This is a genomic window from Gemmatimonadota bacterium, from assembly GCA_026387915.1.
Lineage (GTDB): Bacteria > Gemmatimonadota > Gemmatimonadetes > Gemmatimonadales > Gemmatimonadaceae > Fen-1231.
In genome coordinates, this window is record JAPLKS010000013.1 from 257,213 (window position 1) to 281,086 (window position 23,874).

At 65.5% G+C, this 23,874-nt stretch carries 21 protein-coding genes and 1 tRNA gene; 10 read left to right on the forward strand and 12 right to left on the reverse strand.

Annotated features, from left to right (window positions below; all coding sequences use genetic code 11):
* Positions 1-91: 91 nt before the first annotated feature.
* The 10 genes from NTZ43_08065 to trxA form a co-directional block, all read right to left on the reverse strand.
* On the reverse strand, positions 92-979 hold the full coding sequence (locus NTZ43_08065) for a hypothetical protein (GenBank protein MCX5767159.1): 888 nt from the start codon (positions 977-979) through the stop codon (positions 92-94).
* A gap of 2 nt (positions 980-981) precedes the next feature.
* Positions 982-1,599 (reverse strand): fumarylacetoacetate hydrolase family protein, encoded by a 618-nt coding sequence (locus NTZ43_08070; protein ID MCX5767160.1) that lies wholly within the window; start codon positions 1,597-1,599, stop codon positions 982-984.
* Positions 1,600-1,616: 17 nt separating this feature from the next.
* Complete coding sequence (locus NTZ43_08075) at positions 1,617-4,232, reverse strand: hypothetical protein (GenBank protein MCX5767161.1); 2,616 nt, start codon at positions 4,230-4,232, stop codon at positions 1,617-1,619.
* A complete protein-coding gene (locus NTZ43_08080; protein ID MCX5767162.1) occupies positions 4,229-5,533 on the reverse strand; it encodes an asparagine synthetase B in 1,305 nt (434 codons plus the stop codon). The genes NTZ43_08075 and NTZ43_08080 overlap by 4 nt, the downstream gene beginning before the upstream one ends.
* Entirely contained in the window at positions 5,530-7,239 is a 1,710-nt protein-coding gene (locus NTZ43_08085; protein MCX5767163.1) for a hypothetical protein, read from the reverse strand. Before NTZ43_08085 ends, NTZ43_08080 begins: the two co-directional genes overlap by 4 nt.
* Positions 7,236-10,730 carry a DUF4175 family protein gene (locus tag NTZ43_08090; GenBank protein MCX5767164.1) on the reverse strand — a complete coding sequence of 1,165 codons (3,495 nt, stop codon included), beginning with the start codon at positions 10,728-10,730 and terminating at the stop codon, positions 7,236-7,238. Before NTZ43_08090 ends, NTZ43_08085 begins: the two co-directional genes overlap by 4 nt.
* A complete protein-coding gene (locus NTZ43_08095) occupies positions 10,727-11,479 on the reverse strand; it encodes a DUF4159 domain-containing protein (protein ID MCX5767165.1) in 753 nt (250 codons plus the stop codon). Before NTZ43_08095 ends, NTZ43_08090 begins: the two co-directional genes overlap by 4 nt.
* Positions 11,476-12,315, reverse strand: coding sequence for a 16S rRNA (cytidine(1402)-2'-O)-methyltransferase (gene rsmI / locus NTZ43_08100; protein ID MCX5767166.1), 840 nt, complete (start codon positions 12,313-12,315; stop codon positions 11,476-11,478). The genes NTZ43_08095 and rsmI overlap by 4 nt, the downstream gene beginning before the upstream one ends.
* Positions 12,297-13,280 (reverse strand): hypothetical protein, encoded by a 984-nt coding sequence (locus tag NTZ43_08105; GenBank protein ID MCX5767167.1) that lies wholly within the window; start codon positions 13,278-13,280, stop codon positions 12,297-12,299. The genes rsmI and NTZ43_08105 overlap by 19 nt, the downstream gene beginning before the upstream one ends.
* Before the next feature lie 137 nt (positions 13,281-13,417).
* The gene (gene trxA / locus NTZ43_08110) at positions 13,418-13,744 is read right to left on the reverse strand and encodes a thioredoxin (GenBank protein MCX5767168.1); all 327 of its coding nucleotides are present in this window, start codon (positions 13,742-13,744) and stop codon (positions 13,418-13,420) included.
* A gap of 118 nt (positions 13,745-13,862) precedes the next feature.
* Between trxA and mce the strand changes: the two genes are divergently transcribed.
* Entirely contained in the window at positions 13,863-14,273 is a 411-nt protein-coding gene (gene mce / locus NTZ43_08115) for a methylmalonyl-CoA epimerase (GenBank protein ID MCX5767169.1), read from the forward strand.
* A 32-nt stretch (positions 14,274-14,305) separates the two neighbouring features.
* Here the strand turns inward: mce and NTZ43_08120 are convergent, their stop codons facing one another.
* Positions 14,306-14,752: a hypothetical protein gene (locus NTZ43_08120; protein ID MCX5767170.1), complete on the reverse strand. Its 447-nt coding sequence runs from the start codon at positions 14,750-14,752 to the stop codon at positions 14,306-14,308.
* A 128-nt stretch (positions 14,753-14,880) separates the two neighbouring features.
* Between NTZ43_08120 and NTZ43_08125 the strand changes: the two genes are divergently transcribed.
* The 8 genes from NTZ43_08125 to pth all read left to right on the forward strand — a co-directional run bounded on the left by NTZ43_08125 (position 14,881) and on the right by pth (position 22,139).
* Positions 14,881-15,609: a pyridoxine 5'-phosphate synthase gene (locus tag NTZ43_08125; GenBank protein ID MCX5767171.1), complete on the forward strand. Its 729-nt coding sequence runs from the start codon at positions 14,881-14,883 to the stop codon at positions 15,607-15,609.
* A gap of 115 nt (positions 15,610-15,724) precedes the next feature.
* Positions 15,725-17,374 carry a hypothetical protein gene (locus tag NTZ43_08130; GenBank protein MCX5767172.1) on the forward strand — a complete coding sequence of 550 codons (1,650 nt, stop codon included), beginning with the start codon at positions 15,725-15,727 and terminating at the stop codon, positions 17,372-17,374.
* A 6-nt stretch (positions 17,375-17,380) separates the two neighbouring features.
* Positions 17,381-18,385: a lysylphosphatidylglycerol synthase transmembrane domain-containing protein gene (locus NTZ43_08135; protein ID MCX5767173.1), complete on the forward strand. Its 1,005-nt coding sequence runs from the start codon at positions 17,381-17,383 to the stop codon at positions 18,383-18,385.
* Positions 18,386-18,387: 2 nt separating this feature from the next.
* Positions 18,388-19,266, forward strand: coding sequence for a 4-(cytidine 5'-diphospho)-2-C-methyl-D-erythritol kinase (gene ispE / locus NTZ43_08140; GenBank protein MCX5767174.1), 879 nt, complete (start codon positions 18,388-18,390; stop codon positions 19,264-19,266).
* A gap of 15 nt (positions 19,267-19,281) precedes the next feature.
* Positions 19,282-19,352, forward strand: a tRNA-Gln gene (locus NTZ43_08145).
* A 379-nt stretch (positions 19,353-19,731) separates the two neighbouring features.
* A complete protein-coding gene (locus tag NTZ43_08150; GenBank protein ID MCX5767175.1) occupies positions 19,732-20,691 on the forward strand; it encodes a ribose-phosphate pyrophosphokinase in 960 nt (319 codons plus the stop codon).
* Between the two features lie 168 nt (positions 20,692-20,859).
* Positions 20,860-21,531, forward strand: coding sequence for a 50S ribosomal protein L25 (locus tag NTZ43_08155; GenBank protein MCX5767176.1), 672 nt, complete (start codon positions 20,860-20,862; stop codon positions 21,529-21,531).
* 20 nt (positions 21,532-21,551) lie between these two features.
* A complete protein-coding gene (pth, locus tag NTZ43_08160) occupies positions 21,552-22,139 on the forward strand; it encodes an aminoacyl-tRNA hydrolase (GenBank protein ID MCX5767177.1) in 588 nt (195 codons plus the stop codon).
* Between the two features lie 92 nt (positions 22,140-22,231).
* Here pth and NTZ43_08165 read toward each other — a convergent pair whose 3' ends face one another.
* Entirely contained in the window at positions 22,232-22,627 is a 396-nt protein-coding gene (locus NTZ43_08165; protein MCX5767178.1) for a four helix bundle protein, read from the reverse strand.
* A gap of 141 nt (positions 22,628-22,768) precedes the next feature.
* Between NTZ43_08165 and ychF the strand changes: the two genes are divergently transcribed.
* Complete coding sequence (gene ychF / locus NTZ43_08170) at positions 22,769-23,869, forward strand: redox-regulated ATPase YchF (GenBank protein ID MCX5767179.1); 1,101 nt, start codon at positions 22,769-22,771, stop codon at positions 23,867-23,869.
* Positions 23,870-23,874: the final 5 nt, after the last annotated feature.

A 23,874-nucleotide genomic window follows, 5' to 3' on the forward strand; every position in this document is an offset into this window, starting at 1 on the left:
TATGCCGCGCGACGGCATTCGCCAGTGATTTATAGATGGTTCAGTGGAAGGGTTTGCCCGACAGCCTCGGCGGCCGCCCCTCCCACGCGCCTTACGGTTTGATCGGCACCGGCACCGGAGCAACCGCGTCGTCCGCCGCCTTCTTGGCGCGCTCCCGTTCCCTGCGCTGCCGCAGTTCTTTCACGGCCGCGCGGAACTCATCGTCACGCGCCATCTTCGCGGCCTGCTCCAGAATTTCACCCCGAATCTGCGACAGGCGGCGATCGCGCTCCATCGCCACCGGATTCGCCTGCGCGTTGATCGGCAGCAATGCCAGAAGGGCTGTGGGCAACGAGAAGTTGCCCAAGTGAATCAACCCCTGATCGATGCCGTACTTCTTGCCGTTGCGCGTCACCGTCCAGTCGCCAGCCTTCTTGCCGGCGGGAAGCTTTTCGAGCGAATCCTCGAGTTGCTGGATGCCCGCCATGATCGCGCTGTCGAGCCGCTGCGTAGGCGACTTGGGCCCCCGCACCACGGGGCCCGTGGGAATCCAGATGCGCGGGTCGGCATACGAGGGGCGCACGCCCTTGGTGGGGCCGCCACCGCCCACCAACGGACCACTGCCGCCCTCGGCGGCAGTCGGCGGCGCGGTCTTTGCTGGTTCCGGAATCGCCGAAGGCACCACCGTCGGTGTCACCAGCGCGGGCGGCGCCAGCGACGGCTTGCCCGTGTCCACGCGGTTGTCGCCACCGGCGCGCGCCGGCTGATGCGGCTGTTCCGCTGGTCGCGGAATGGCAATAAACCCAATGTGCTCCACCTTTACGCGCTCGCGCGTCTGCGCCTCAAACAAATCCCACACGCGCGGCTCAACCGCGATGCGAACGAGCAGCGCCAACCCCAGCACGTGCAGCACCATCGCCGCCACCACGCCGAGCGGACCGCGACGGTCCGGCTCGCGGCGATCAGCGAGGACAGTGATGAGCTGGCGCTTGCCCTTCACGATCAGCCGTGTCCCGCCACGACGGGACTCGACACCTTCGAATGACCGACGATCTCGATTTCCACCACGTCCCCAGGCGAGAGCTGCGCCACGCCAGCAGGCGTGCCGGTTAGGACGAGATCGCCGGGCTCGAGCGTGATATAGCGGGAGATGTACGAGAGAAGCGTCGGCACCGAGAACACCATCTCGGAAGAGTTCGCCCGCTGGCGCTCGACGCCGTTGAGGCGCGAGACCACGGTCAAGTTGGCCAAGTCGAACGGTGCGTGTGACTCACTGCCGAGCGGCAAGAAGGTGTCGGAACCCTTGGCGCGCGCCCACTGCCCGTCGTTCTTCTGCCAGTCGCGAGCCGACACGTCATTGGCCGCCACAATGCCCCGCACGCCCGCCTCACACTCGGCGGGAGTCGCTTTGCGGAGCACCGTGCCAATGACGATACCGAGCTCGCCTTCAAAATCGATACGCCCCGCATCGGGCGGCAACTCAATCGCGGCACCGGCCGGAATGACCGTCGATGGCGGTTTCAGAAAGAGTAGCGGCTCGGTCGGCACGTCATTGCCCATTTCCTTGGCGTGTTCGCGATAGTTCCGCCCCACGCAGACAATTTTCCCTGGCTTTTCCATGACTCTAATGTACCCCACTAAATGGATTTGGTCGCGTAAAACTTACGTAATTCGTCCCGCACCACAGCCCACGGCGCGTCAATTCGACGCGCGAGAGGCAGGCCAGCAATCAGGGCCCGTCCGTACGACTTTTTCACAACCCTCGGGTCACAGAGCACCACCGCGCCACGGTCGGTGGCGGTGCGAATGAGGCGCCCAAAGCCCTGCTTCAGGCGGAGGGCAGCGTGTGGCACCATATACTCGGCAAATGCATCGCGGCCGGTGGCCTCAAGTGCCTCGCACTGCGCCGCCGTCACCGGCTCGCTTGGCACTCGGAACGGCACCCGCGCCAGCAGGAGCCCGCGCAAGGCGCGCCCCGGCACGTCCACCCCTTCCCAGAAGGTGGCGGTGCCAATCAACACCGCGTTCCCAGACTCACGGAACCGGCGCAGCAGGTTGTCGCGCGAATCCTCGCCGTGTACGAGCAAGGGCCAACGCGCATCGGCACCGAGGGCGCGCAATGCCTGCGCTGCCTCTTTCACATCGCGGTGGCTCGTAAAGAGCAGAAAGACACCACCGTCCGCCGCCTCGACGAGATCCGCCGCGGCCTGCACCACGCGCCGTAGATGCAGAGCGCCATCCACATTCGGCGCTGGAAAATCGGTGGGAATGGCGAGCACCGCTTGCCGCGCAAAATCAAAGGGCGACGGGAGCGAGACTGTTTCCGGCTCGACGTCATCTTCGTCGAGCCCAAGACGCCCCGCAATAAAATCAAAGCCGTCGCCCACCGAGAGCGTGGCGCTCGTGACCACGCAGGTTTTCACTTTCCGGAACAAGTTGTCGCGCAGGAGCGGCGCGAGGTCGAGCGGCACCGAGGCCACCACCACATTGCGATCGCCCCCGCTCTCCGCCGAATCGCCACGGCTATAGCCGCGCCCGGCACCGGCCCCGCCACTCTCACCGCGGTCTTCGCCACCACCTTCGCCGCGCGTGTCGGCATCGCGCGGCGATTGGCGCCGCACTTCAATCCAACGCACACGACTTTCCGCATCCGCCGAGGGCCGCAACGCATTCCGCAGCGCATCGCCGGCGTTGTCGAGACGGCGAATTACGCCACGCAGTTCGTTGAGGAGCGGCGCCATTTCTTCGGACTTGCGTTCGTCCACTTCAAAACGCTCGCGCACCATCACGAGTCCTTCGGTGAGCAACTCCAACTCGCGCAACAGATCGTCGAGCGTGACGCTGAGCCCCACGCGCCAGATGGGATCATCCTCAAAGGCGTCGGTGAGACGCACCTGCGCATCACGCTGACCGGCCAGCCAGTCGTCGAGCAAGTCGAACAACCGCGAGGCGAGCATGCGCGACGCGTTCGTGGACGGGGTGAGCCGCGCACGCACGAGGTCGAGACTGGCCGCGCTCAACAAGTCGCCAGCCGTGGCGAGTTTGCGATCCAGCGCGGGCAGCAAGCCTTTGCCGCGCCGCTCAAGGCGCGAGAACAAGCGTTGCAGGCCACGACGCGTGGCGGTCTGGCCAAGGTGTCCGGCTGCGGCGTCTTCGAGATGATGTCCTTCGTCCACAATCAGCCGCGTGTACGACGGGAGCACCGCCGCATCCGACCAGTTCTGCGACGCGCGGCGCACGGCAACATCGGCCATCAACAGGTGGTGATTCGCCACCACCACATCAGCCTGCGCCGCGGCCCGACGGGCAATGAAGACAAAACAGTTGGCGAAATGCGGGCATCGCAAGCGCGTGCACAAATCGGCTTCGGCGCTCACTTCGTCCCACACGTCCTGCCGCGGCGGTGACGGCAAATCCGCGGTGGAACCGTCGGAGGTGCGTTCCGCCCACGCCGCTAATGCGTCGAGTTCGTTGCCGGCATCTTTCTCGAAGAGCGACCCGCCTGCCGCCCGTGCTTGATCGAGACGTTGCAGGCAGAGATAGTTGCGCCACCCCTTGAGTAGCGCAAAACGCACGGGCTGATCGGTGAGCGCCCCAGCCAGAAAGGGGAGATCCTTCCCCACCAGCTGCTCTTGCAACGTGATCGTGTTGGTCGACACCACCGTGCGCTCGCCATTCGCCGCGGCCCAGCGCAGCGCGGGAATCAAATAGCCGAGCGATTTTCCCACGCCGGTGCCCGCTTCAATGAGCGCGATGCCGTTATGCGAATACAACTTGGCAATGCGCGCTGCCATCTCGCGCTGGCTCGGACGGTCTTCGTACCGTCCCATCGCCTGCGCCACGGGGCCGTCGGGACCGAGCAGCGCGCTGACCGCGTCGGGATCGAGCGCTACCAACGAAGCGGCGCGCGGCACTTCCACCACCACATAGAGCCGCGTCGCGTGATTGTTGACGATGCCAAAGCCGATGCCGTCGTCGTGCATCCGCGCGGCGATTTCCATGTCGGGGCCCGACGGGTCGAGAATCCCCGACGGATGGTTGTGCACCAACATCTCGCCGCGTTGCGCAAAGCCGGGGAGTGCCAGCACACTGCGCACGTCGCCGCGGGCGACGGGGCGCGCGGCGGTGATCACGCCCGCATCATCCACGGTGCATGCGAAGCAGACTTCGTTGCCGCCAGCGAGCGTGATAGCCGTGCGAATGGCCTTCGCGGGTCCGGCCGCGAGTCGGGACCCGGTGGTGTCTTCGGTCACGTCTTGAGCGGCTTCTTCTTGGCGGCCGGAAACAGCACGTTGTTCAAGATCAGTCGATAACCGGGCGAACCCGTGTGCAAGCCGAGGTCGGTGGGCGCCGCGCCGATGTTGTGCTGCGGGTCTTCCGGATCGTGACCGCCAAGATAGGTCCATGATCCGCGACCGAAATCCCCGTGCAGATACTTGGCCCACGGCGATCCGTCTTCGCTCGCCAGCACGGTCACGCCCGACTTGAGCACCGCGCGATTGAAGGACGTGGTCACGCCATAGTAGTCCGGAATGACCTTGCGGTGATTCTGCGTCAGCATCGTGGCGACGGGATCAAACTTGGCGGAGAAGTTGAACAGCGTGAACATCCCCAGCGCCTGCCGACGCGCCGGCACGTTCACTTGATGGCCGTCGATATCGCTCATCGCGTTGACGCCGGAACTCATTTCGAGATGCACGCCCTGAAAGGCAAAGGCGCTCGTCCAGTCCATCTTACTGTCGGCATCGGGGTCCACCGGTGTGCCGTCAGAGAACGGGCCGGCGATGTCCACGCCCTGCGCTGCCATCGCGAGTTCGATGGTCTCCGTGGCGCCGCACATCGCAAAGAGAAAGCCACCCTTCTGCACAAAGTCGTGCAACCGCCACGCCACGGCTTTCTTGAGCGCGGGAATGGTCTGAAAACCATTGTGTTGGGCGGTGGCGAGATCGCGATCACGCTGTTCCATAAACCAGCCGGCGTCGCGAAATCCGAGGTACAGCTTGTTGAGCTGCCCCGTGAAATCTTCGTGGAACAAGTGAATCCAGTCGAATTTTCCGAGATCGCTCTTGAGGACTTCGTCGTCCCAAATCTGCGTGAACTCGATGCCGGCATACTTGAGCGCCAGCGTCACCGCGTCATCCCAGGGCGGCGATTTGGCGGGCGCATAGATCGCGATGCGCGGCGCTTTCTCGAGCGTGACCGCGTCCATATTCGAACTCGCGACCTCGCGGCGAATGGCCGTCACAGCGCCATCGTCGAGCGGTTGCACCGTAATGCCGTCCACCGCCGCACGACGCCGTGTGGGGGCGTCGTCGGGGAGCAGAAAGCTGCCACCCTTGTAGTTCAAGAACCACTCGGCCTTGCCGCCGGCCTTGAGCACGCCAAAGGTCAGGCCGTAGGCCTTGAGGTGGTTTTGCTGACTGTCGTCCATTGGCACGAGCAGGTGCTGCGCCGGCACCGACCGAACAGCCGCGCCGAGCAGTGCCGTCACCAACGCCATCCGCCGCACGGCAGTACCGCGGCGCGCCCAATCCATCCATGCCGTCCCGTTCATTCCGCTGCTCCCGTGCGCAAGCCGTCTAGCTCCCGTCGCGCCTGCGGCACGAGTGCGCTGCGCGGATAGGTGAGAATCAAATGTTCGAATCGCGTCGTAGCGCCCGTGGCATCGCCGTGCCGGCGCAACGTCCGTCCCCATTCCAAGTCTGCTTCGGCGGCTTCCGGTGCCGCCGCATAATCGGTCACAATCCGTTGCCAGAGGCCAATCGCCCCCGCATCATCGCGGCGTGCGCTCCGCAAGCGCGCGGCCACCCCCAACAATAGCGCCGCGGCATCGGGAAGTTCATCGGCCGACCGTTCAAATCGCCGAGCCGCATCATTCGTATCGGCGCGCGCGAGCGAGAGAAAGGCGGCACCAACCGATTTCGCGCTGTCGGCTTTGGTCCGCGACAGAAAGGCGATAGCCAGCACCACCTGCGTCGTCGACTCCGTTGGCCGCTTGAGCCCCGCGCGTGCTTTGCGCAGATCGCCGTCGTACAGCGCGAGCCACGCGGTCACTTCGTCTTCGTCGTCGCCGGTCGCGCCAACGAGCGTGGCACGCGCCTTTTCGATTTGGCCCGACCGAATCCACGCCCACGCCACCTGGCGCACAAAGCCGTGTCGCGTGCCCGCATCGAGTGAGTCTGCGTGCCGCGCCACGAGCGCTTCCACCTCAGCGCCGCGCCCGAGCGCACTCAACGCACGCACCTGCAGCGGCAGCACCTGCGTGCGTAGCACCGAGGGCTTGAGCGTGGGCGCCACCTTCGCGAGGAGTTCCACGGCGGATGCGGCTTCACCACCGTTCAGCGCCGCGTTGGCGGCCCGCACCGTGAGCACCGGACTCGGCTGGAGCGCCATCATCGCCACGAGCGCGTCACGCGCCGGCAGCCACGCGCCCAGCCGCTCGGCGTCGTCGGCAAAATCGCTCCAAGTGGGATACGCGCTGTCGGCCACTGTGAGCGCAGAGAGCACGCGCCACCCCTCGCGCGGGGCGCCCCAGGCCAACTCCAGCGCACCGAGCGTACGAATGAGCGGGGCCTGCATGGGCGGCGCGCGGAGCGCCGTCCGAATGGAATCGCGACGGTCGCGCGGTGCCGGAGACAGCGAGTAGAGCGCCGCTTGCTCAAGATACATCTCGCTCAACAGCGCCTCGCGCCACGCGGGCCCTGCTTGCCCCCACAGCCCGAGAGCGGCGCGCAACTGCGCCACCTCAATCACCAACGTTTTGGTGCCGCCCAACGCTTGTGATGCTTCCTGCAACACCGTGTCGGCTTGCGCAGCACGACCGTCGTTGAGCAGTTGCTGCGCGTACTCGCGATACGGCGTCGGATCATTTGGCACGAGCTGCGTCCACGCCGCAAACGCCGCGCGCGCATCGCGGTCACGGCCAAGGGAGCGCAACACGCGCAACTGCGCGCCGTGGAGCAATCGGTCTTTGGGCGAGCGCGCGAGTGCGCTGTCGAGCGGCGGCAGGACGGAATCGTCCTGTCCCATCTGCTGATACACGCGCTCCAATCCGAGAATCCCCTGCGCGACATCGCCGGTGGAAAGCACGGTGCGCCAGGCGGTCACAGCGTCGCGCCACTTGCCGGCATTTTCAAGATCCATCGCGCGCTGCACGAGCACATTCTGCGCTTGCGCCGCGACCGGTGACAGGGGGCACCACAACGCGCCCGCGGCTACGACCAGCATCGCCGCAAGCCGCTGAAGGGCGCCACGCCTCACGGTTTGTCTCCGTTCAGCCGGCGGAAGTATTCAATCACGAGCCGCCGTTCTTCGGGGCTCAGGCCGCGCAGCTCACTCCACTCGGGCACACGGTACTTCACCGCGGCGCGTCCACTCGCCGCACCCGACGGCGGAACGAACGGATTGTTTTGATCGCCCGGCTTCGACTCGCGACGTCCCGATTCATCCGTTTGATCATTCTCAAGCGCCTTGCCCGCGTCGAGCATCCGCTTGAACAAACGCTGCTGCCGCTCCATCACCGTGGGGTCAACGGCCCCCTGCTCCAGCGACTGCGCCAGCTGGCGCGCTTCCTTTGCGAGTTCCGCGGCGCGACCGGACGGATCGACATCGCCCGCCTCGTCGAGTTGACGCGCCACATCACGCTGATTGCGCGCCAACGCACGCCCCTGCGCCTTAGCGTCTTCACTCAGCGACTGCTGCTGCGCCTTGGCCTGCTGTGACATCTGCAAGAAGTTCTGCATCTGACCGTTCAGGCTGCCCTGCGCCTGCGCGAGTTGTTGCAACTGCGCCAGCAACTCGGGCAACCCCGACGCCGACTGCGACTGCCCGGCACGTTCGCGGTCACGCGCCAGCGACGAAATCGCCTGCCGCAACGCATTCGCCGCGTCGTTCATCGTCGACGCCGCCTGCGACTGCGTGCGCGCCTCCGATGCATCGCGCGTGGCCTGCCCCACCTTCTGTTCCGCGTCGCTCACCGCTTTCTGCGACTTGGGCGACACCAACGCCGAGCGCCGCGACTCACCCTGCAAACGCTCCGACGCTTTCTGCACGCCCTGCTGCAACGCGCTCTGCTCCGATCGCAACGACGGATCACTGGGACTCTGCTTGGCCTTTTGCGCGAGCTGATCTTGCTGACGCGCCAACTGCATCAGTTCCTGAATGGACTGATCGAGTTCACCGGTGACTTCCTGCTTCCACTCTTCCACTTGTTGCTTGCGCCCTTCACCCAACGCATCGGCCGCGCGGTCCATCGCATCGGCGGCCGCATCGTTCCCCTGCTGACCGGCGCCCTGCGCACCCTTCTGACCGGCCTGCTTTTGCCCCTCTCCGCCCTGCTTTCCTTGCTCGCCGGCCTGTCCCTGCTTGCCTTGTTGTCCCTGCTGGCCTTGTTGACCCTGCTGACCTTGCTGCCCCTTCTGCCCGGGCTGCCCCTGCGGGTCCTTCTGATTTTGTTGCCCCTGCTGACCAGGCTTGCCAGGCTGCTGCTGCTCGCCTTGTTTGCCCTGTTCCTGCTCACCCTGCGGCTGCTTGCCGTCGAGCGCATCGCGCGCCTTCATCGCTTCGGCCAGCGCTTCCGTGGCTTTGCGCGCCGCCGGATCAGCCTGCTCCTTCTGCAAACGCTCCTTGAGCGCCGCAATATCCTTGGCGAGCTGCTCCGTGCGTTGCGACATGCGCTGCTTGGCCTCGTCCGTCGCACGCCGACGCGTGGCCGTGTCGCCACTCGTCATTTCGCGCTGTTGCTTGGCCAGCTCCTTCGCTTCGTCGCGCAACGTCTGCATCGCGCCCTCAAGCGCCGCGCGCTTGAGAATCTCCGCGCTCTTCTCGAGCGCTTCGCGCATTTTCCTCTGCTGCTCGGCGAGCTGTTGCAACGACATCTTGCTCTGCTCGGTGGAGAGCTGTTGCGTGGCGTTGTCGAGCTTCTTGAGCGCGTCGAGCATCTCGGGCGTGAGGGCGTCGCGCAACATCCGCTGGGCATCGCGCAACTGCTGCGCGAGCGCGGTGTCGAGCGCACCGGCCGCGCGCAACCGATCTTCGAGCGCCTTGGATGCCTGTTGCAACTGCTGCACGCGTTCGGCCATCTGCTTCTGGTCGCTCGCCAGCGCTTTCTGCTGCTGCGCTTTGTCGAACGCCATGTTCTGCTGCCCAGCTTTGCCCGCTTCGGGGCGGGCGCCGCGCGAGTTGGCGGCTTCGGTCGTGCGCTGCATCAGTTGCGCCTGCGCCTTGGCCGCTGCGGCCGCACGCGACGCGGCAGAGTCGGCGGCGGCGCGCGCTGCAATGCGCTGCTCATCCGTTGCCGGCACGCGCAGAATCAGCTCGCGGCTCACCCCTTCCTGCCCCCACGGCGTTTGGTCGCGGGCCACCAGTTGCACGTGCACCGCATCACCAGCGCCGAGCACAAAGTTCTTGAGGTCGATCATTACCGCCGTCGCAAACTCCGGACTGCCGGCGCCACCGAGCTTCTCCACGGCAGGCACATCCGGACGCCCGTCGCGCGACACGCGCCACAACTTGAGCGACACCGACTGCAACGCGTGATCATCCGTCGCGAGCAGTTGCAACTCAATCTTGTCCGTCGGCGCAATGAGTGAATCACTCGCTGGCGCAAGAATCTCTGCCACCGGCACCGAGTCCGGCACCACATCCACCACGAGCGGCGACGGCACATCGGCAATCGCCGTGGTGAGTCCGCGCGCCGTCCACATCCAACTCCCGGTGGCCTGCGGCACAAAATGCCCGCTGAATCGGCGATCCGACGGCACGAGGCGCACGCTGTCGCCGCCCTGTGCGAGCGTCACGCTCGCCAACGGCTCCGAGGCGTGCCCATCTATCAAGAGTTCCGTGCCCTTTGGCACGCGAACGTTGGCGTCGCCTGGAAGCGTTTCCGTTGGCTTGTGCAAATACGCGGGATACACGGCGCGCAACGCGACATCGCCGAGGAAGGGCCGATCGACGACGCGCACCACGAGTGTGTCGCTCGTGGCGCGGCCGTCGGTCGCGACCACCGTAAGGTCTGCGTCGAGCGGCCCCACATCGGCAGTCGCCACGCCGTTCGTCACCATCACCGTCTGCTCTGACCACGCATTGCCGGTCGCGCGCCGCCTCAGCACCAACGACGTGCGCCCTGCCGCGCGCACCGTCAACCGCAACGGAGAGCCACGCATCGCACGATGCGGCACGTCGGCCATCACAATGGGCGAGAGCAACGTCCCACGCCACGCGGCCACCGGATGCGCTAACGCGCGCCACCCAGACGCGCTGCGTGCCGCACCGAGCACGAGAAACGCGGCCGCCGGCAGTAGCGCCAACACCGACACCAACGCCGCCCGACGCAACCGCGCAATAAGCGCCGGCGCGAGCGCGCCGCTCACTCGACCCAACTCCGCCCCGAGTTTCTGCGACGCGATTCGCACAAACACGCTGCCGTCGTTGGCCAACTCCACGAGACCGCGCACCGCACCACGCCGCATGCGCTGTTCACGCTCCACCACGTCAGCAATCGCGGTCGGCTCAGCCGACGCGCGCGCCGAGCGAATCCCGCGCCGCAACAACCACGCCGCCAGCGCCAGCGCCACCACCCACACCGCAAAAGGCACGATGGGCGGCAACTGCATCCAGCGCGTGCCACCCAACAACCAGGCACCGAGCGCCAGCACCATCGCGAGCGCGGCGGCGGACCGGAGCGAGACTCCGGCCACCAACCAGCCCCACACCCGCGCGCGTTCCCGCGCAACCAGTTCCCAAATGCTCATGGCGAGGGCCGACTCGTGACGGCATACACAAAAAGGTTCACGCCCATCCGGAGCGCTGCCTCATGCAGCTCCGCCGGATCGCTGTACGTGCCTACGTCTTCCCACCCGTTGCCGAGATCACTCGAATAGCTGTAGTACACCGCCAAACGGTTTCCGATAAACATCCCATACCCGCGCGCCGGCTTGCCGTCGTGCTCGTGGACCTTCGGTAACCCCTTCGGGAACTCGTACACCATGTGGTACACCGGATGCGAGAGCGGCACATCCACCAACTCGCGATCGGGAAACACGCGCTTCATCTCGCGACGAAAACTTTCGTCGAGACCGTAGTTGTCGTCCGCATGGAGAAAGCCGCCGCGCGTGAGATACTCGCGCAGACGCACCACCTCCGGCTCGCTGAGCGCGATGTTGCCGTGCCCCGTCAGGTGCAAAAACGGATAGTCCCACAGCCGGTCGTCCATCAGTGTCACGCGGGCTTCGGCCGCCTCCACCGCAAAGGCGGAGCGCTCACGAATCGCGCGCAAAAGATTCGGAAGACTCGATGGATTGGCGTACCAGTCACCCCCGCCCTCGTACTGCAGGCGCGCAACAGTGAGCCGTGGCGCCGCCGGTGTCGCCGGCACGCGCACCCGAGCGCGCGCACCCGTCGCCGGCAGGCGCGACCGAGTGCGCGACACCGCCGTGGCCTCCGGCCGCGCCACCAGCGCGGCCGAACCCAGAATCGCTACTGCAAGCACCTTGCTGATCATTCGTGTGCGATCCGGTAAGCCAGGTTTCTGGGCGCGTGCATCTCCTCTACCAATACGCGCACCACGTCACGCGCGCTCACCCCGGTTTCCTTTAGGGCTCGAGCCCGCTCCCGCAATGCCTCTTCATCCAACACGGGTGCCACCGCGCCGCCCACCACGAGCACGACTTCCCCTCGTGGGGCCTTCTCCTCGTACGACAGCGCTAACTCCCGTACCGTTCCCCGCCGGAACTCCTCAAACTGCTTGGTGAGTTCGCGCGCCACCGCCGCCGGCCGCTCGGCAGCGCCCGCGGCCGCGAGATCGGCGAGGGTGTCGGCCACGCGCGGCGGCGCTTCGTACACCACGGCCGTGTGCGCACTCCCCACAATCTCGTCAATCAACGCGCTCCGCTCGCGTCCCTTCCGCGGCAAAAACCCGTAGAACGTGAACCGGTCGGCGGGAATCCCAGCCCCCACCAACGCCGAGAGCAACGCCGACGCGCCAGGGATTGGCGACACCGCCACGCCAGCCTCGATCGCCGCATGCACGAGCCGCGCGCCGGGATCCGAAAGCAACGGCGTCCCCGCGTCGCTGATCAGCGCATACGACGCGCCGCCGAGCAGGCGCTCCACAATCCCTGGTGTTGTTTTGGCTTCGTTGTGCTCGTGATACGCCACTAACTGGGTCTCAATGCCAAAACGCTCCAGCAATGGCCGCGAGTGCCGCGTGTCCTCCGCGAGCACCGCCTGCACGGCGCGCAACGTGGCCACGGCGCGCTCGCTCAGATCGCCCATGTTGCCGATCGGCGTGCTCACCACGTAGAGCGTGCCCGCCGCCGTTACCACTGCGCCTTCCACGGCAGCACGTCGTAGAGCCCGGCACTCTGGAACATGTGGCGGCGGTCATGCGTCAACTCGCCCAGCAACCGTTCCGGTGTGACGTCGTCGAGCGGCATCGCAAACAGCATTTCCGACATCCACGCCCCGACGGCCGCCGACAACGTCGCCACATCTGCCACCGGGTCGCGCCCTGCGCTCACACCAAACGGCATCTGCTCGAGCGATGGATGACGAGCAATCAGTAACTGCCGCGCCTGCTCCGCCACCGTCGGTGCACTGTTGCGCCCAGCGCTCACCAACCGCCGCACGAGCGCTGCCATGAGGTCGCGGTACGCCGTGATCAGCGCCGGCGCCGCTAGCACCGGCAGCTGCGGCGGCACCCCAAACAACCGAATCCGGCGCTGCGATGCGCCCAGCCGCCCCGGCAACACCAACGCCGCCAGCGCCGCGTCGGCGAGCCCGGAAGTCGGATCCGCAAAAAACCCACGCACCACCTCACCATGACGCAGCACCGCGTAGTTCAGCCCGCCGGCGATGTACACCTCCACCACCCCGTCGTGCATCGTCGCGTGCAACCACGCCATCAGTGCCTGCGCATCGTCCGTCGCCAGCTCGGGCGGCCACGGGAGGGGCTCCGTCGTCTGCGTGAAGTGCATCGTCGCGAGCTGTTCGTCGTCTGCCTCGTGAAAGCAGATTTCGCCGATTTCCGCCGCGCTCGGCACACTCGCCAACGCTTCGGCAATCGAAAGCGTGCGGAACGAGAGCCCATCGGTGGTCGCCACCGTGTTCACCACCTCGCCCTCCTGCAGCGTCAACACCAGCAGTTCCTCAGGCAGCCACACCGCCACGTAGCCGTACACCCGTGCCGCACGGTCGCGCTTCGCATCCGTCAGGAGATGACCGAGATGCACGTACGCGAGCCGCGTGCGATGCAGCAGCACCCGGTGGTGAGGAAATCGGAGCGTGGCGGCTGGAAGGGCCATACAGGGGTTACGGGGCCGGACGCGAAAGACGGAAGCCGCCGGCTACGCTCCGTACTTCGGAACGCGCCGCGCCAGCTTCCGTCTCTAAAGTTGCGACGAGGGAGCGGGGCGCCGCAACGCGGCGTCCCGCCAAACCGTCACGCCGAGTGCTGCGCGAACTTCGCTGCCAGCGCAGCCTTCGGAACCGCTCCCACCACCTGATCGACGAGCTGGCCGTCCTTGAAGAACAACAGCGTCGGAATCGACCGCACATTGAACTTCGTCGACGTCGCCTGATTGTTGTCCACGTCGAGCTTGGTGACCTTCACTTTCCCCGCGTATTCCACGGAGAGCTGGTCCAAAATCGGCGCGATCATGCGGCACGGACCGCACCACGCCGCCCAAAAGTCCACCACCGTCAGCCCCGGCGCCTGCTCAACCTGCGCCGCGAAATCGCCGTCCGTCACCACGATTGCATTCGACATTGCCGTATCCTGCGCCTCACGCTGAACGGTTCATGCCGCGGGTGTCCCTCGCCCCGCGACCTCGCTAACGTATCAGGGCACCGCGGACTCGCCGCGGGCGAACCCGGAGCCCTATCTCATGTCGGACCATCCCCGTCGCGGCACCCGCATCGCCCACATCGGCATTGCCGTACGAGCCCTCGACGAGCTGATCCCCTTCTATCGCGACGTCCTCGGCCTGCCTGAAACTCCGCTCGACGATGCCGATGGCGCCCGCATTGCCGGGCTTGCCGCTGGCGATTCGCTCGTCGAACTCCTGCAACCAGAAGAACCGCTGTCGCCTATCGGAAAGTTCCTCGATAAACGCGGCCCTGGCATTCACCACGTCTGCTTCAACGTGGATGATCTGGACGCCACCCTCGCGCGGTGCCGGACCGCCGGCCTCACGCTCATCGATGAACAGCCCCGCATTGGCGCCGAAGGAAAACGCATCGCCTTCCTGCATCCCAAGTCCACCGGCGGCGTGCTTATCGAACTCTCTGAATACTAACGGGGGCGTCAACCGCCGCCCGCCTCGTCCCGCTACGGCCGGCCGGTCTGCGATTTCTTGGAGCAGAACCCCTTGTTCTGGAGCACGACGTTGTCGAACGCCATCACGTACCAGCGCTGATTTTTCTTGTTGCGAGCCACGGTAAATGGCGTGGACGCCTCGTTGTCGCCCTGCGTCAGCTTCACCTGAAACAGCTGGCGTCCGCCCTCCCCGGTCACGGGGCCGGTGATTTCCGCCTTGCTGTTCCGCACAAAGCAGATCAGCATGCCAGCGCGGCGCTCGGCGTCGGCTGGTTTGTCACGCTCGCGTTCGGTGAGCTCCTCGTCGCCGAAGACGTCCATCAGCCCCCGTGTATCCTGGGCGTTGGCAGCCGCCAAAAAGCGGTCGAGCGCCGCCCGCGGCGTCTCCGCCCCTTCGCCACGCACAATCACCGTGCCGGGCGGCACCGCGACCCCGCCGAGGCCAACCGGGACGGACACGGTCTTACAGCCTGCTGCGAGGAGAGCCAAAACGAGGATTCGGCGCAAGTGCAACCCCGGGGAATGGGTGGAATTTTGAAGCTGAAGGTGCTCCAAAAAGACAGCAAGCACTACATTAACGTAACGCTATGGCACCCCTCCGCCTCTACATCAACGTCGACCACGTCGCCACGCTCCGTCAGGCGCGTCGCACCGACGAACCCGATCCGACCTCCGCCGCCCGCCTTTGTGAGGACGCGGGGGCCGACGGCATCACCGCGCATCTCCGCGAAGACCGACGCCACATGCAGGACGCCGATATTGACGCCCTGCGGATGTCGTTGCGGACGCCGTTCAACCTGGAGATCGCCTGCACCGACGAAATGCTCGCGATCGCCGAGCGCCTGAATCCGTATCAGGTGACGCTCGTCCCAGAGCGCCGCGAGGAAGTCACCACCGAGGGCGGGCTCGACGTCACGCGTGCCACCGATGCCATTGCCGACGCCATCGCGCGCCTCAAAGCCGCGAACATCCGCACCAGCCTCTTTGTGGATGCCGTGCCGATGATTGTCGAGCGTTCGGCTTGGCTGGGTGCCCACGCCATCGAGTTGCATACGGGCGCTTACGCGCATCATCCGCACGATGACCGTCCGCTTGCCGCGCTCCAGGCCGCCTCCAAGCAGGGGCGCACGCTCGGGCTGGCCGTGCACGCCGGTCACGGCCTCACCGTGCGCAACGTGGCACCGGTGGCCGCCATCGCCGATATCGAAGAGCTCAACATTGGCCACTCCATTGTGAGCCGCGCCGTATTCGTTGGGCTCGACCGGGCCATTCGCGAAATGCGGGCCGCCATGAACGCCGCGCGCGGCGCCCGATGACGTTGAAGGTGGTGGTGGTGACGGTGACCGAAAGTGAGGCACGCGGGGTTTCGACGCAGCGGCCTTGGTCGTCGTTCTCAATGTCCGCCCTTTCGCGCACCTCTCCACGCCTCCGATGACCTCCGGCCTCCTCGATTTCTTTATTCTCGAAGCCAGCGAGCACGTTGAGCAACTCGACGGACTCGTGGCGCGCGCCGCTGGCGCCGCGCCGGACGCCGAGTCGTTTGGTCGGCACGCGCGCGCCCTCCGCGGGAGCGCGACCATGGCCAAGGTCGCCGGCATCGCCGGAATTGCCGGCGGTCTCGAACGTGTGGCGCGCGCCCTGCGCGAGGGCCAACTCGTCTGGTCCCCCAGCGTGTATGGGGCCGTGATCGCCGCCATTGACGATCTGAAAATTCTGCTGCACGGCGTGCGCAACTGGGGGCCGTCCGAAGATCAGCGCGCGGCGCGACGCGCCGCTGAACTCGGCACGGTGGCGCCGGCCGCTGCGGCCGCGATGACCGCAGGCGGATCGGCACCGAACTCAGCCACCAGCTCGCACGCATTTCTCGTGAGTCAAACGGGTGACGTCGCATCCGGACTCGGCCGTATTGCCATGCGCGGCATTGCCGACGCCGACGGCGCGCAGGCCGTGCATCTGCTCCGTGCGCTCCGCGGCGTGGCCGCGCTCAACGATCTTCCCCCGCTCGCCGAAGTCGTGGCCGCGGCCGACGATGTGGTGAAGTCGCTCGAACTCGGCTCCGGAATTATCACTGACCCCCAACGCGTGCTGCTCACCGCAGCGGCGGTCGTGCTCGGCGAGGCCGCCGACGCCCTCCGTGCCGGTCGTCGCCCCGAAACACAGTCGCGTGCGGTCACGGCGTTTGCCGCCGCGGCCGAAACACTGCACGCCGGCGCCCGCGACACCGACCGCATTGTGCCGATTGCGAGCCTCTTTCCCAATGACGGCGGACAGCACGTGGTGCACCTCGCGCCACATCCGCCGACGACGCCCGCTCAGCGCTTTCGATTAGAGGTGGTCAGTCAGGCCGAGCATCTGCGCCGGCTGATTGCCGACGCCGCACGTGCGCAGGACACTCCCACGCGCCAGCGGCTCGGTCACGAACTCCGCATGGCCGTGCGCGCGCTCTCGCGAAGCGCGGAAAGTTTTGGTGAACACGCCGTCGCGATGACATTGCAAGCGCTCATCGAAGGCGCCTCACTGCTGGATTTTCACGCGCTCAGTCTGCTCGAAGAAGCGACCGCGTTGCTCACGGCCTCAGGTAACGCCCCACTCGCCCCCGCATTCGAGGCATTGCTCGCGGGGCCTGGCTCCGCTGCCGCGTCGGAGATCGTTCCGATCGAATCGCTCGCGCCAGTGGCCGCAATTGTACCGCCGAGAGCAGGAGTGCCCCCCGCGCCCGCCGCGATCGCGGATGACAGCGCTTGGCAGCCCACCGATTTCATTGCGTCCGCGCCGCAGCAGGTTGCCGCAGAAACCGGCACCGCGCTCAGCGACGCCCCCTCGGGCGCCGCGCTCTCCAGTTTGCTCGACGCCGGCCTCGCGGGACTGTCGCAACTCAACGATGAACATCTCAGCGAGCCCGCGCCGGTCGACGAAGACGACTACGGCATCGTACCCATCGAAGATCTTCTGTACCGTGGTAAAGGCGCACTCCGACGCGCGGTAGAACTCGGCGACGCACTCAAACGTGCCGTCGTCCCCGCTACCCCCGACGCGCTCGCCGAACTCTACGACTTGCTCGCCCTTGCCACCGCGGAGTAACGCCTCATGAAGTTCGGCTGGCGCGGCGCGCTCGGCATTGCCCTCAGCGCACTGTTGCTCTGGTGGACGCTCAAGGGGCAGGATCTCGGCCACATCTGGGATGTGCTCGCCCATTCCGATGCGCGCTATTGGCTCGGCTGTGTCGTCTTTGCCACACTCATTTTTCCGCTCCGCGCGCGCCGATGGGCCGCATTGCTCGAACCCGTAGCGGGGCGCCCGCCATTCCGTTCGTTGTGGCAGAGCACCGCCATTGGGATGATGGTGAACAACGTCGTCCCGGCGCGCGCCGGTGAGTTTGCGCGTGCCTTTGTTCTCTCGCGGCAGGAACCGCAGGTCAAGTTCACCGCTGGCTTCGCCTCGCTCGCGGTGGACCGGTTGTTTGACGGCACCGTCGTGCTGTTGCTGATGGTGGTCGCGTTACTCGACCCGAGCTTCATTGGCCAACAGAGCACCGGACTGCTCGTGAACATGCGCATTGCGGCGGCCGTGCTCGCGCTCGTGCTCGTTGCGGTGGCGATGCTGGTATGGGCCCCGAAGCTCGTGTTCGCCATTTACGACGCCAGCGTCGGCAAATTTGCCCCCAAGCTCGCACCCAAAGGACGCCATCTGCTCGAGGGATTTGCCTCGGGGCTCGGCGTCATGCGCAAACCGCGGCTGCTCGCCGAAGTCTTTGTGTGGACCGTCATTCACTGGCTCTGCAACGCGTTCGCCTTCTGGCTCGGCTTTCGCGCCCTTGGCATTAGCACGCCAATCACCGCCGCGCTGCTCTTGCAGGGCATCATTGCCATTGGCGTCGCCATTCCGTCATCGCCGGGCTTTTTTGGATTGTTCGAGGCCGCCGGTACGCTCGGTCTGGGGTTCTATGGAATCCCCAGCGACAAAGCGGTGAGTTGGGCGATCGGTTTTCATATTCTCTCGTACATCCCCATCACCGTGATGGGCGCGTGGTACCTCACGCGACTCAAGCTGCACCTGAGTGATTTCGGGACCGGCACCAAGGACGAGGCCTGAGCATGCGATCGGCGCGCGTCGAAGCGCAGGCCAAGCTCAACCTGTTTCTGCGCATCGTCGGCCGTGAGCCGAGCGGCTATCACCAGCTCTCGACCCTCTTTCAGCGGATCGCGCTGGCCGACGACGTCACCGTGCGGCTCACGGAGCACACTCGTTCCCTGGATTGCGTGGGTGCCAATGTCGGGCCTGTGGAGGAAAACCTCGCGTGGCGGGCGGCCCTAGCATTTAGCAGCGCGGCGCGCTGGCCTGGTGGATTCGCGATTGAAGTGATCAAACGCATTCCCGTGGGCGGAGGGCTGGGCGGCGGCAGCGCCGACGCGGCCGCCGTGCTGCGCGCGATGAATGCGCTCGCGCCAACCCCGCTCAGCGCGGCATCACTCGGGGAGATCGCTTTTACGCTCGGGGCCGACGTGCCGTACCTGCTCAGCGAGGACGCGCTCGCGCTCGGCAGCGGCCGCGGAGAGCGTCTGCTGGCGTGCGACCCGCTCCCGCCACGAGAGATCCTGCTGGCCCTGCCCCCGTTCGGCGTCTCGAGTGGTGAAGCTTTCGGGTGGTACGCGGCCGCACAGGGCGCCGTACCGCGCTTCTCCGGTCCCGTCGGGCTCGGCATGCCGCTCACCTGGCCGCTCCTCGCTCAGCACGCCGTGAATGACCTGGAGGAGCCGGTGTTCGCCCGCCACCCGTCGCTCGCGCGGCTGCGCGAGGTATTCGTAGCCTCCGGCGCTCAAATTTCGCGCATGAGCGGCAGCGGTTCGACTATTTTCGCTGTGTATGGCGGCGGCGAGCGACCGGGCGCTGACCCGACGTTCCCCGACCCCGACACGCGGCGAATTTGGACGTCCAGCGTCGGTACCGTTTCGCAGGTCCGTATCGCGGACTAGTTTTAGCGTCACCGGTGCCCCCTCGTCCAATGGCAGGACATCGGTCTTTGGATCCGAGAATGGTGGTTCGAATCCACCGGGGGCAACTGATCGAGACGGTCATGGCGCGCATTGCTGGCGCCGTGGCCGTTTCGCGTATCCGGCGCAGTGGCCGCGGATGCGGAGCTCATCGGTTGTTCCCACAGCGACTGCACCATCCAACCCCCGCCTTGACCCACGTCCTGCGGGCCGGTTCCGGAATACGCGAGACTCTGCCGGCATCCGTGCCGGCGAGCGTGGAGGATGCAGCCAGCCCCCCACCCAAGGGTGGTATAGGGGCCAAGTGCTGTTCCCGCCATAGGTTAGTATCGGACAGGGACTCTGAACATTGAGTCAACGAATCGCGGAGGCTCCGCCCCCGACAACCTCAAGCCGATACGGCACTTAGGTTGATTCGCCGCCGCCCTCCAAGTATTTTTAGGGGCTATGCTCTCCCAAGGCCTCTCCGTACCCATCAACACCTTCCGCGTCATCACCGGAACCGGCAACCCTGCGCTCGCCGAAGGGATCGCCGAGTATTTGGGAGTGGCGCTGTGTAAGGCGACGACGTCGCGTTTTGCTGACGGCGAGGTGTTTGCACGCATCGACGAAAACGTGCGCGGCGCGGATGTGTTCATTGTGCAGTCCACGAACCCGCCCGCCGAAAACGTGATGGAGTTGTTGCTGCTGATTGACGCGGTGCGCCGCGCATCGGCCGCGCGTATCACGGCGGTGATGCCCTACTTCGGCTATGCTCGGCAGGATCGTAAGGATCAGCCGCGCGTGGCCATTGGCGCGAAGCTCATGGCCAAGATGATCGAGGCCGCCGGCGCGCATCGCGTGCTCGGGCTCGATTTTCACGCGCATCAGCTGCAGGGCTTTTTCGATTTGCCGGTGGACCATCTCTATGCGGCGCCGGTGTTCACGGCGCACTATCGCAAAAAGCAGCTCGAAGACCTCGTCGTCGTCGCGCCGGACGTTGGCAGCGCCAAGATGGCGCGCGGCTTTGCCAAGCGCCTCAACGGCTCGCTGGCGATCATCGACAAGCGACGTCCGACGGCGAATGTCGCCGAAGTGGTCAACGTGGTTGGCGAGGTCGAGGGCAAGGATTGCCTCATCCCCGACGACATGATTGATACCGCGGGCACCGTGAGTGAAGCGGCGCGCGCCCTCAAGGCGCTCGGCGCCAAAGATATTTATGTCTGCGCCACGCACGCCCTCCTCTCTGGGCCGGCCGTGGAGCGGTTGTCGAATGCGCCGATCAAAGAAATCGCCGTGACGAACTCAATTGCACTGCCGGAATCGCGACTCTTTCCGCAGTTGACGGTGCTGAGCGTGGCCGAGTTGTTGGGCAAGGCCATTCGCTACACGCACGCTGATCAGAGCGTGAGCGCGCTGTTTGAGTAGCGGGTTGTCCGTGGTACAGCGTTTCTGGTCGTTAACGGTTAACCGTTTACCGTTAACGACTGAAAACGAGCGATAGCGCAAAGATTGCAGGTGCAGCACAGACGCGCCGCTGGGCCGGCGAATGACCGGGACCCCACGTTGCGCGGAATTTTTCAGAGGTAGTGTCACATGGCTTCGCAGAATCTCGCCGCCAAGAAACGCTCGGCGGTTGGTAAAGGTGTCGCTCGTAAGCTCCGTGCCGCCGGTGAAGTGCCGGCCGTCATTTACGGACACAGCCGCGACTCGCAGGCGTTGTCGCTCAACACGTTCAACCTTGAGCGTCTGCTCGACAAGCATTCGTACCGCACGACGGTCATCGATCTCGACATCGAAGGCACGCAGGCTCGCACGCTGATCCGCGAGATCCAGCGCCATCCGTACAATCGCGCCATCCTGCACGTGGATTTCCAGGAGTTGGTGGCGGGCGAGAAGGTGACGGTGCGCGTGCCGCTGGTGATGGTGGGCACGCCGGAAGGTGTACGCGTGGGCGGCGGTATCCTCGAGACGATGATGCGCGAACTGACCATCGCCGTGGATCCGGCCGACATCCCGAACCACCTCGACGTGGACGTGAGCGGCCTGCACATCGGTCACTCGATTCACGTCAGCGACATCAAGGTGCCCGCCGGCGTCGAAGTGATGGACGAGGCGAACGCGCCGGTCTGCTTGTGCGTCGTGCCGAAGGCTGCTGCTGAGCCGACCGCGACGGAAGAAGGCGCGACGACCGCGGCCGAGCCGGAAGTCATCCGCAAGGCGAAGGCGGATGATGACGCGGTTGAAGGCGCGGACGGCAAGAAGTAATCCCCGAGCGCTGAATCCTGGTGAAGGTTATCGTTGGCCTCGGCAACCCGGGGCGCGAATATGCCGGAACCCGTCACAACGTCGGCTGGTGGGTCATCGACCACCTAGCCGACGTTTGGCGTTTCGACGGTTGGAAAAAAGATCACGAAGCCCTGATCGCCACCGGCACCGTCGGTGGCGTGAAGGTGCGTCTCGTGAAACCGCAAACATTCATGAATGAGAGCGGCGCGGCGGTGCGGCACTATGCCCGCCGCCCGTTCTTTGCGGTGGCCAGCGATCTGCTGGTAGTCGTCGATGAAGTCGCGCTCCCCGTGGGGCGCTACCGCTTTCGCGCCAAGGGTTCGGCAGGCGGGCACAACGGACTCAAGAGTATTGAGCACCATCTGCACACGCAGGACTACGGGCGGTTGCGCATTGGCGTGGGGCCGGCAGAGTCGGAGCGCGCGGTGGGCGTACTGCGCGACTACGTGCTCGGGGACTTTGGGAAGATGGAGGCGACCGAGCTTCGGGCGCTGATGCCGACGTTTACGGCGGGCGTGGAGATGTGGCTTGAGAAGGGGATGCTGGAGGCGATGAATGCGTTTCCGGGGAAAGACAGAGGCGAGTAGACCGTTCTCCGTTTTCGGTTTTCAGTTGACGAATAGCGGTTATCGGTTAACCGCAAACGAACAACAGTGCACAACCGAAAACACCGACACTGTTACGGCGCAACACCCCGCTTCAGCAGCGGAAGCGCTGCCGGTTGGACACGAACCCGCCGCAACAGCGCCGAGAGCATTTGTTTCACTTGCTCCGCCCGTGCATCGAGCCGAGCGTACACCGGTCCGGGAAGCGAACCAAGGTCGTGCGCCAGCAGCAGGTGATAGTGCAGCTCATAGGCCGAGGCGAGCGCAATCTGCAGGAATCGAGCAAACTCGCGAGGCGTACTGTGGCCGCACCCTTCGGCGATGTTCGCAGGGATTGCCGCCGCAGACCGTAGCAACTGACCGCTGAGCCCAGGAAACGGGCGCCCGCTCGAGGCGAGAAGCCCCCGATGCGTCTCGAGCACCAACTCGTGGCTTTTGGCCCACACATCAAGTTTGCGATAGTCCTGCATCAGACCTCCGGTTCCGTGCAATGTCGGAGGCCGCGATGCGGGAAAAGCCATCAAATGATCGCGAGCGATTACATTTCCTTTCGTGTTCTGGTCGTTAACGGTTAACCGTTAACGGTTTACCGTTAACTCGCCCTAGTCTTTATGCTAAAGCTCGGCATCGTCGGCCTCCCCAACGTCGGCAAATCCTCCCTGTTCAACGCCCTCACGGCCGCCAAGGCCGAGGCCGCGAACTATCCGTTCTGCACCGTTGAGCCGAACGTCGGAATGGTGGAGGTCCCCGATTCGCGGCTCGACGCACTGGCCGTCATCGTGCAGCCGGAGCGCACCGTGCCCGCCGTCGTCCAGTTCGTGGACATCGCGGGTCTCGTCAAAGGCGCATCCCAGGGTGAGGGACTCGGTAACAAATTTCTCACGAACATCCGCGAGACCGACGCGATTGTGCACGTCGTCCGCTGCTTTGACGATCCCGACGTCACGCACGTGATGGGCGCCGTGGATCCGGTGCGCGACCGTGAAGTGATCGAGTTCGAGCTAGCACTCGCCGATCTCGGCTCCGTCGAAAAGCGGTTGGAGAAATCCAAGCGCGCCGCGCGCATTGGCGAAAAAGAAGCGATCGCCGAACTCCCCGCGCTCGAGAAAGCCAACGCCGCACTCGCCGAAGGCAAGGCACTCTGGCACGTGTCGCTCACGGACGAAGAGCGTGCCCTGCTCTCCACACTGCAACTGCTCACGCTCAAGCCGATTCTCTACGCGGCGAACGTGACCGACGCCGAACTCGCGGGCGATGAAGGCGCGTACGTCACGGCGCTGCGCGCGGCGATTGCCGCCGACCACGAGCCCGCTGAGGTCGTCACCTTCTCGGCGAAGATCGAAGGCGAGCTCGCCGATCTCGCGCCGGATGACCGCAAGGAATTCCTGCAGTCGCTTGGCATTGAGTCCGCTGGCCTCGACCGATTGATTCGCGGCGGCTATCACCTGCTCGGCCTCGAGACGTATTTCACGGCCGGCGAAAAAGAAGTCCGCGCGTGGACGATTCACCACGGCGACACGGCCCCCAAGGCAGCCGCGGTGATTCACACCGATTTTGAGCGCGGCTTCATTCGCGCCGAGACGGTGAGCTACGCCGATTTCATTGCGAACGGTGGCTGGAAGGGCGCCAAGGAAAAAGGCGTCGTGCGCAGCGAAGGCAAGGAGTACATCGTGCAGGATGGTGATGTGCTGCTGTTCCGCTTCAACGTCTAGCCAAC

Bases quoted from the DNA above. Each gene is read 5' to 3' on its own strand.
- NTZ43_08070 (MCX5767160.1), bottom strand. From the start codon at position 1,599: ATGGAAAAGCCAGGGAAAATTGTCTGCGTGGGGCGGAACTATCGCGAA.
- NTZ43_08080 (MCX5767162.1), bottom strand. From the start codon at position 5,533: ATGAACGGGACGGCATGGATGGATTGGGCGCGCCGCGGTACTGCCGTG.
- NTZ43_08090 (MCX5767164.1), bottom strand. From the start codon at position 10,730: ATGAGCATTTGGGAACTGGTTGCGCGGGAACGCGCGCGGGTGTGGGGC.
- NTZ43_08095 (MCX5767165.1), bottom strand. From the start codon at position 11,479: ATGATCAGCAAGGTGCTTGCAGTAGCGATTCTGGGTTCGGCCGCGCTG.
- NTZ43_08105 (MCX5767167.1), bottom strand. From the start codon at position 13,280: ATGGCCCTTCCAGCCGCCACGCTCCGATTTCCTCACCACCGGGTGCTG.
- trxA (MCX5767168.1), bottom strand. From the start codon at position 13,744: ATGTCGAATGCAATCGTGGTGACGGACGGCGATTTCGCGGCGCAGGTT.
- mce (MCX5767169.1), top strand. From the start codon at position 13,863: ATGTCGGACCATCCCCGTCGCGGCACCCGCATCGCCCACATCGGCATT.
- NTZ43_08125 (MCX5767171.1), top strand. From the start codon at position 14,881: ATGGCACCCCTCCGCCTCTACATCAACGTCGACCACGTCGCCACGCTC.
- NTZ43_08130 (MCX5767172.1), top strand. From the start codon at position 15,725: ATGACCTCCGGCCTCCTCGATTTCTTTATTCTCGAAGCCAGCGAGCAC.
- NTZ43_08135 (MCX5767173.1), top strand. From the start codon at position 17,381: ATGAAGTTCGGCTGGCGCGGCGCGCTCGGCATTGCCCTCAGCGCACTG.
- ispE (MCX5767174.1), top strand. From the start codon at position 18,388: ATGCGATCGGCGCGCGTCGAAGCGCAGGCCAAGCTCAACCTGTTTCTG.
- NTZ43_08150 (MCX5767175.1), top strand. From the start codon at position 19,732: ATGCTCTCCCAAGGCCTCTCCGTACCCATCAACACCTTCCGCGTCATC.
- NTZ43_08155 (MCX5767176.1), top strand. From the start codon at position 20,860: ATGGCTTCGCAGAATCTCGCCGCCAAGAAACGCTCGGCGGTTGGTAAA.
- NTZ43_08165 (MCX5767178.1), bottom strand. From the start codon at position 22,627: ATGCAGGACTATCGCAAACTTGATGTGTGGGCCAAAAGCCACGAGTTG.
- ychF (MCX5767179.1), top strand. From the start codon at position 22,769: ATGCTAAAGCTCGGCATCGTCGGCCTCCCCAACGTCGGCAAATCCTCC.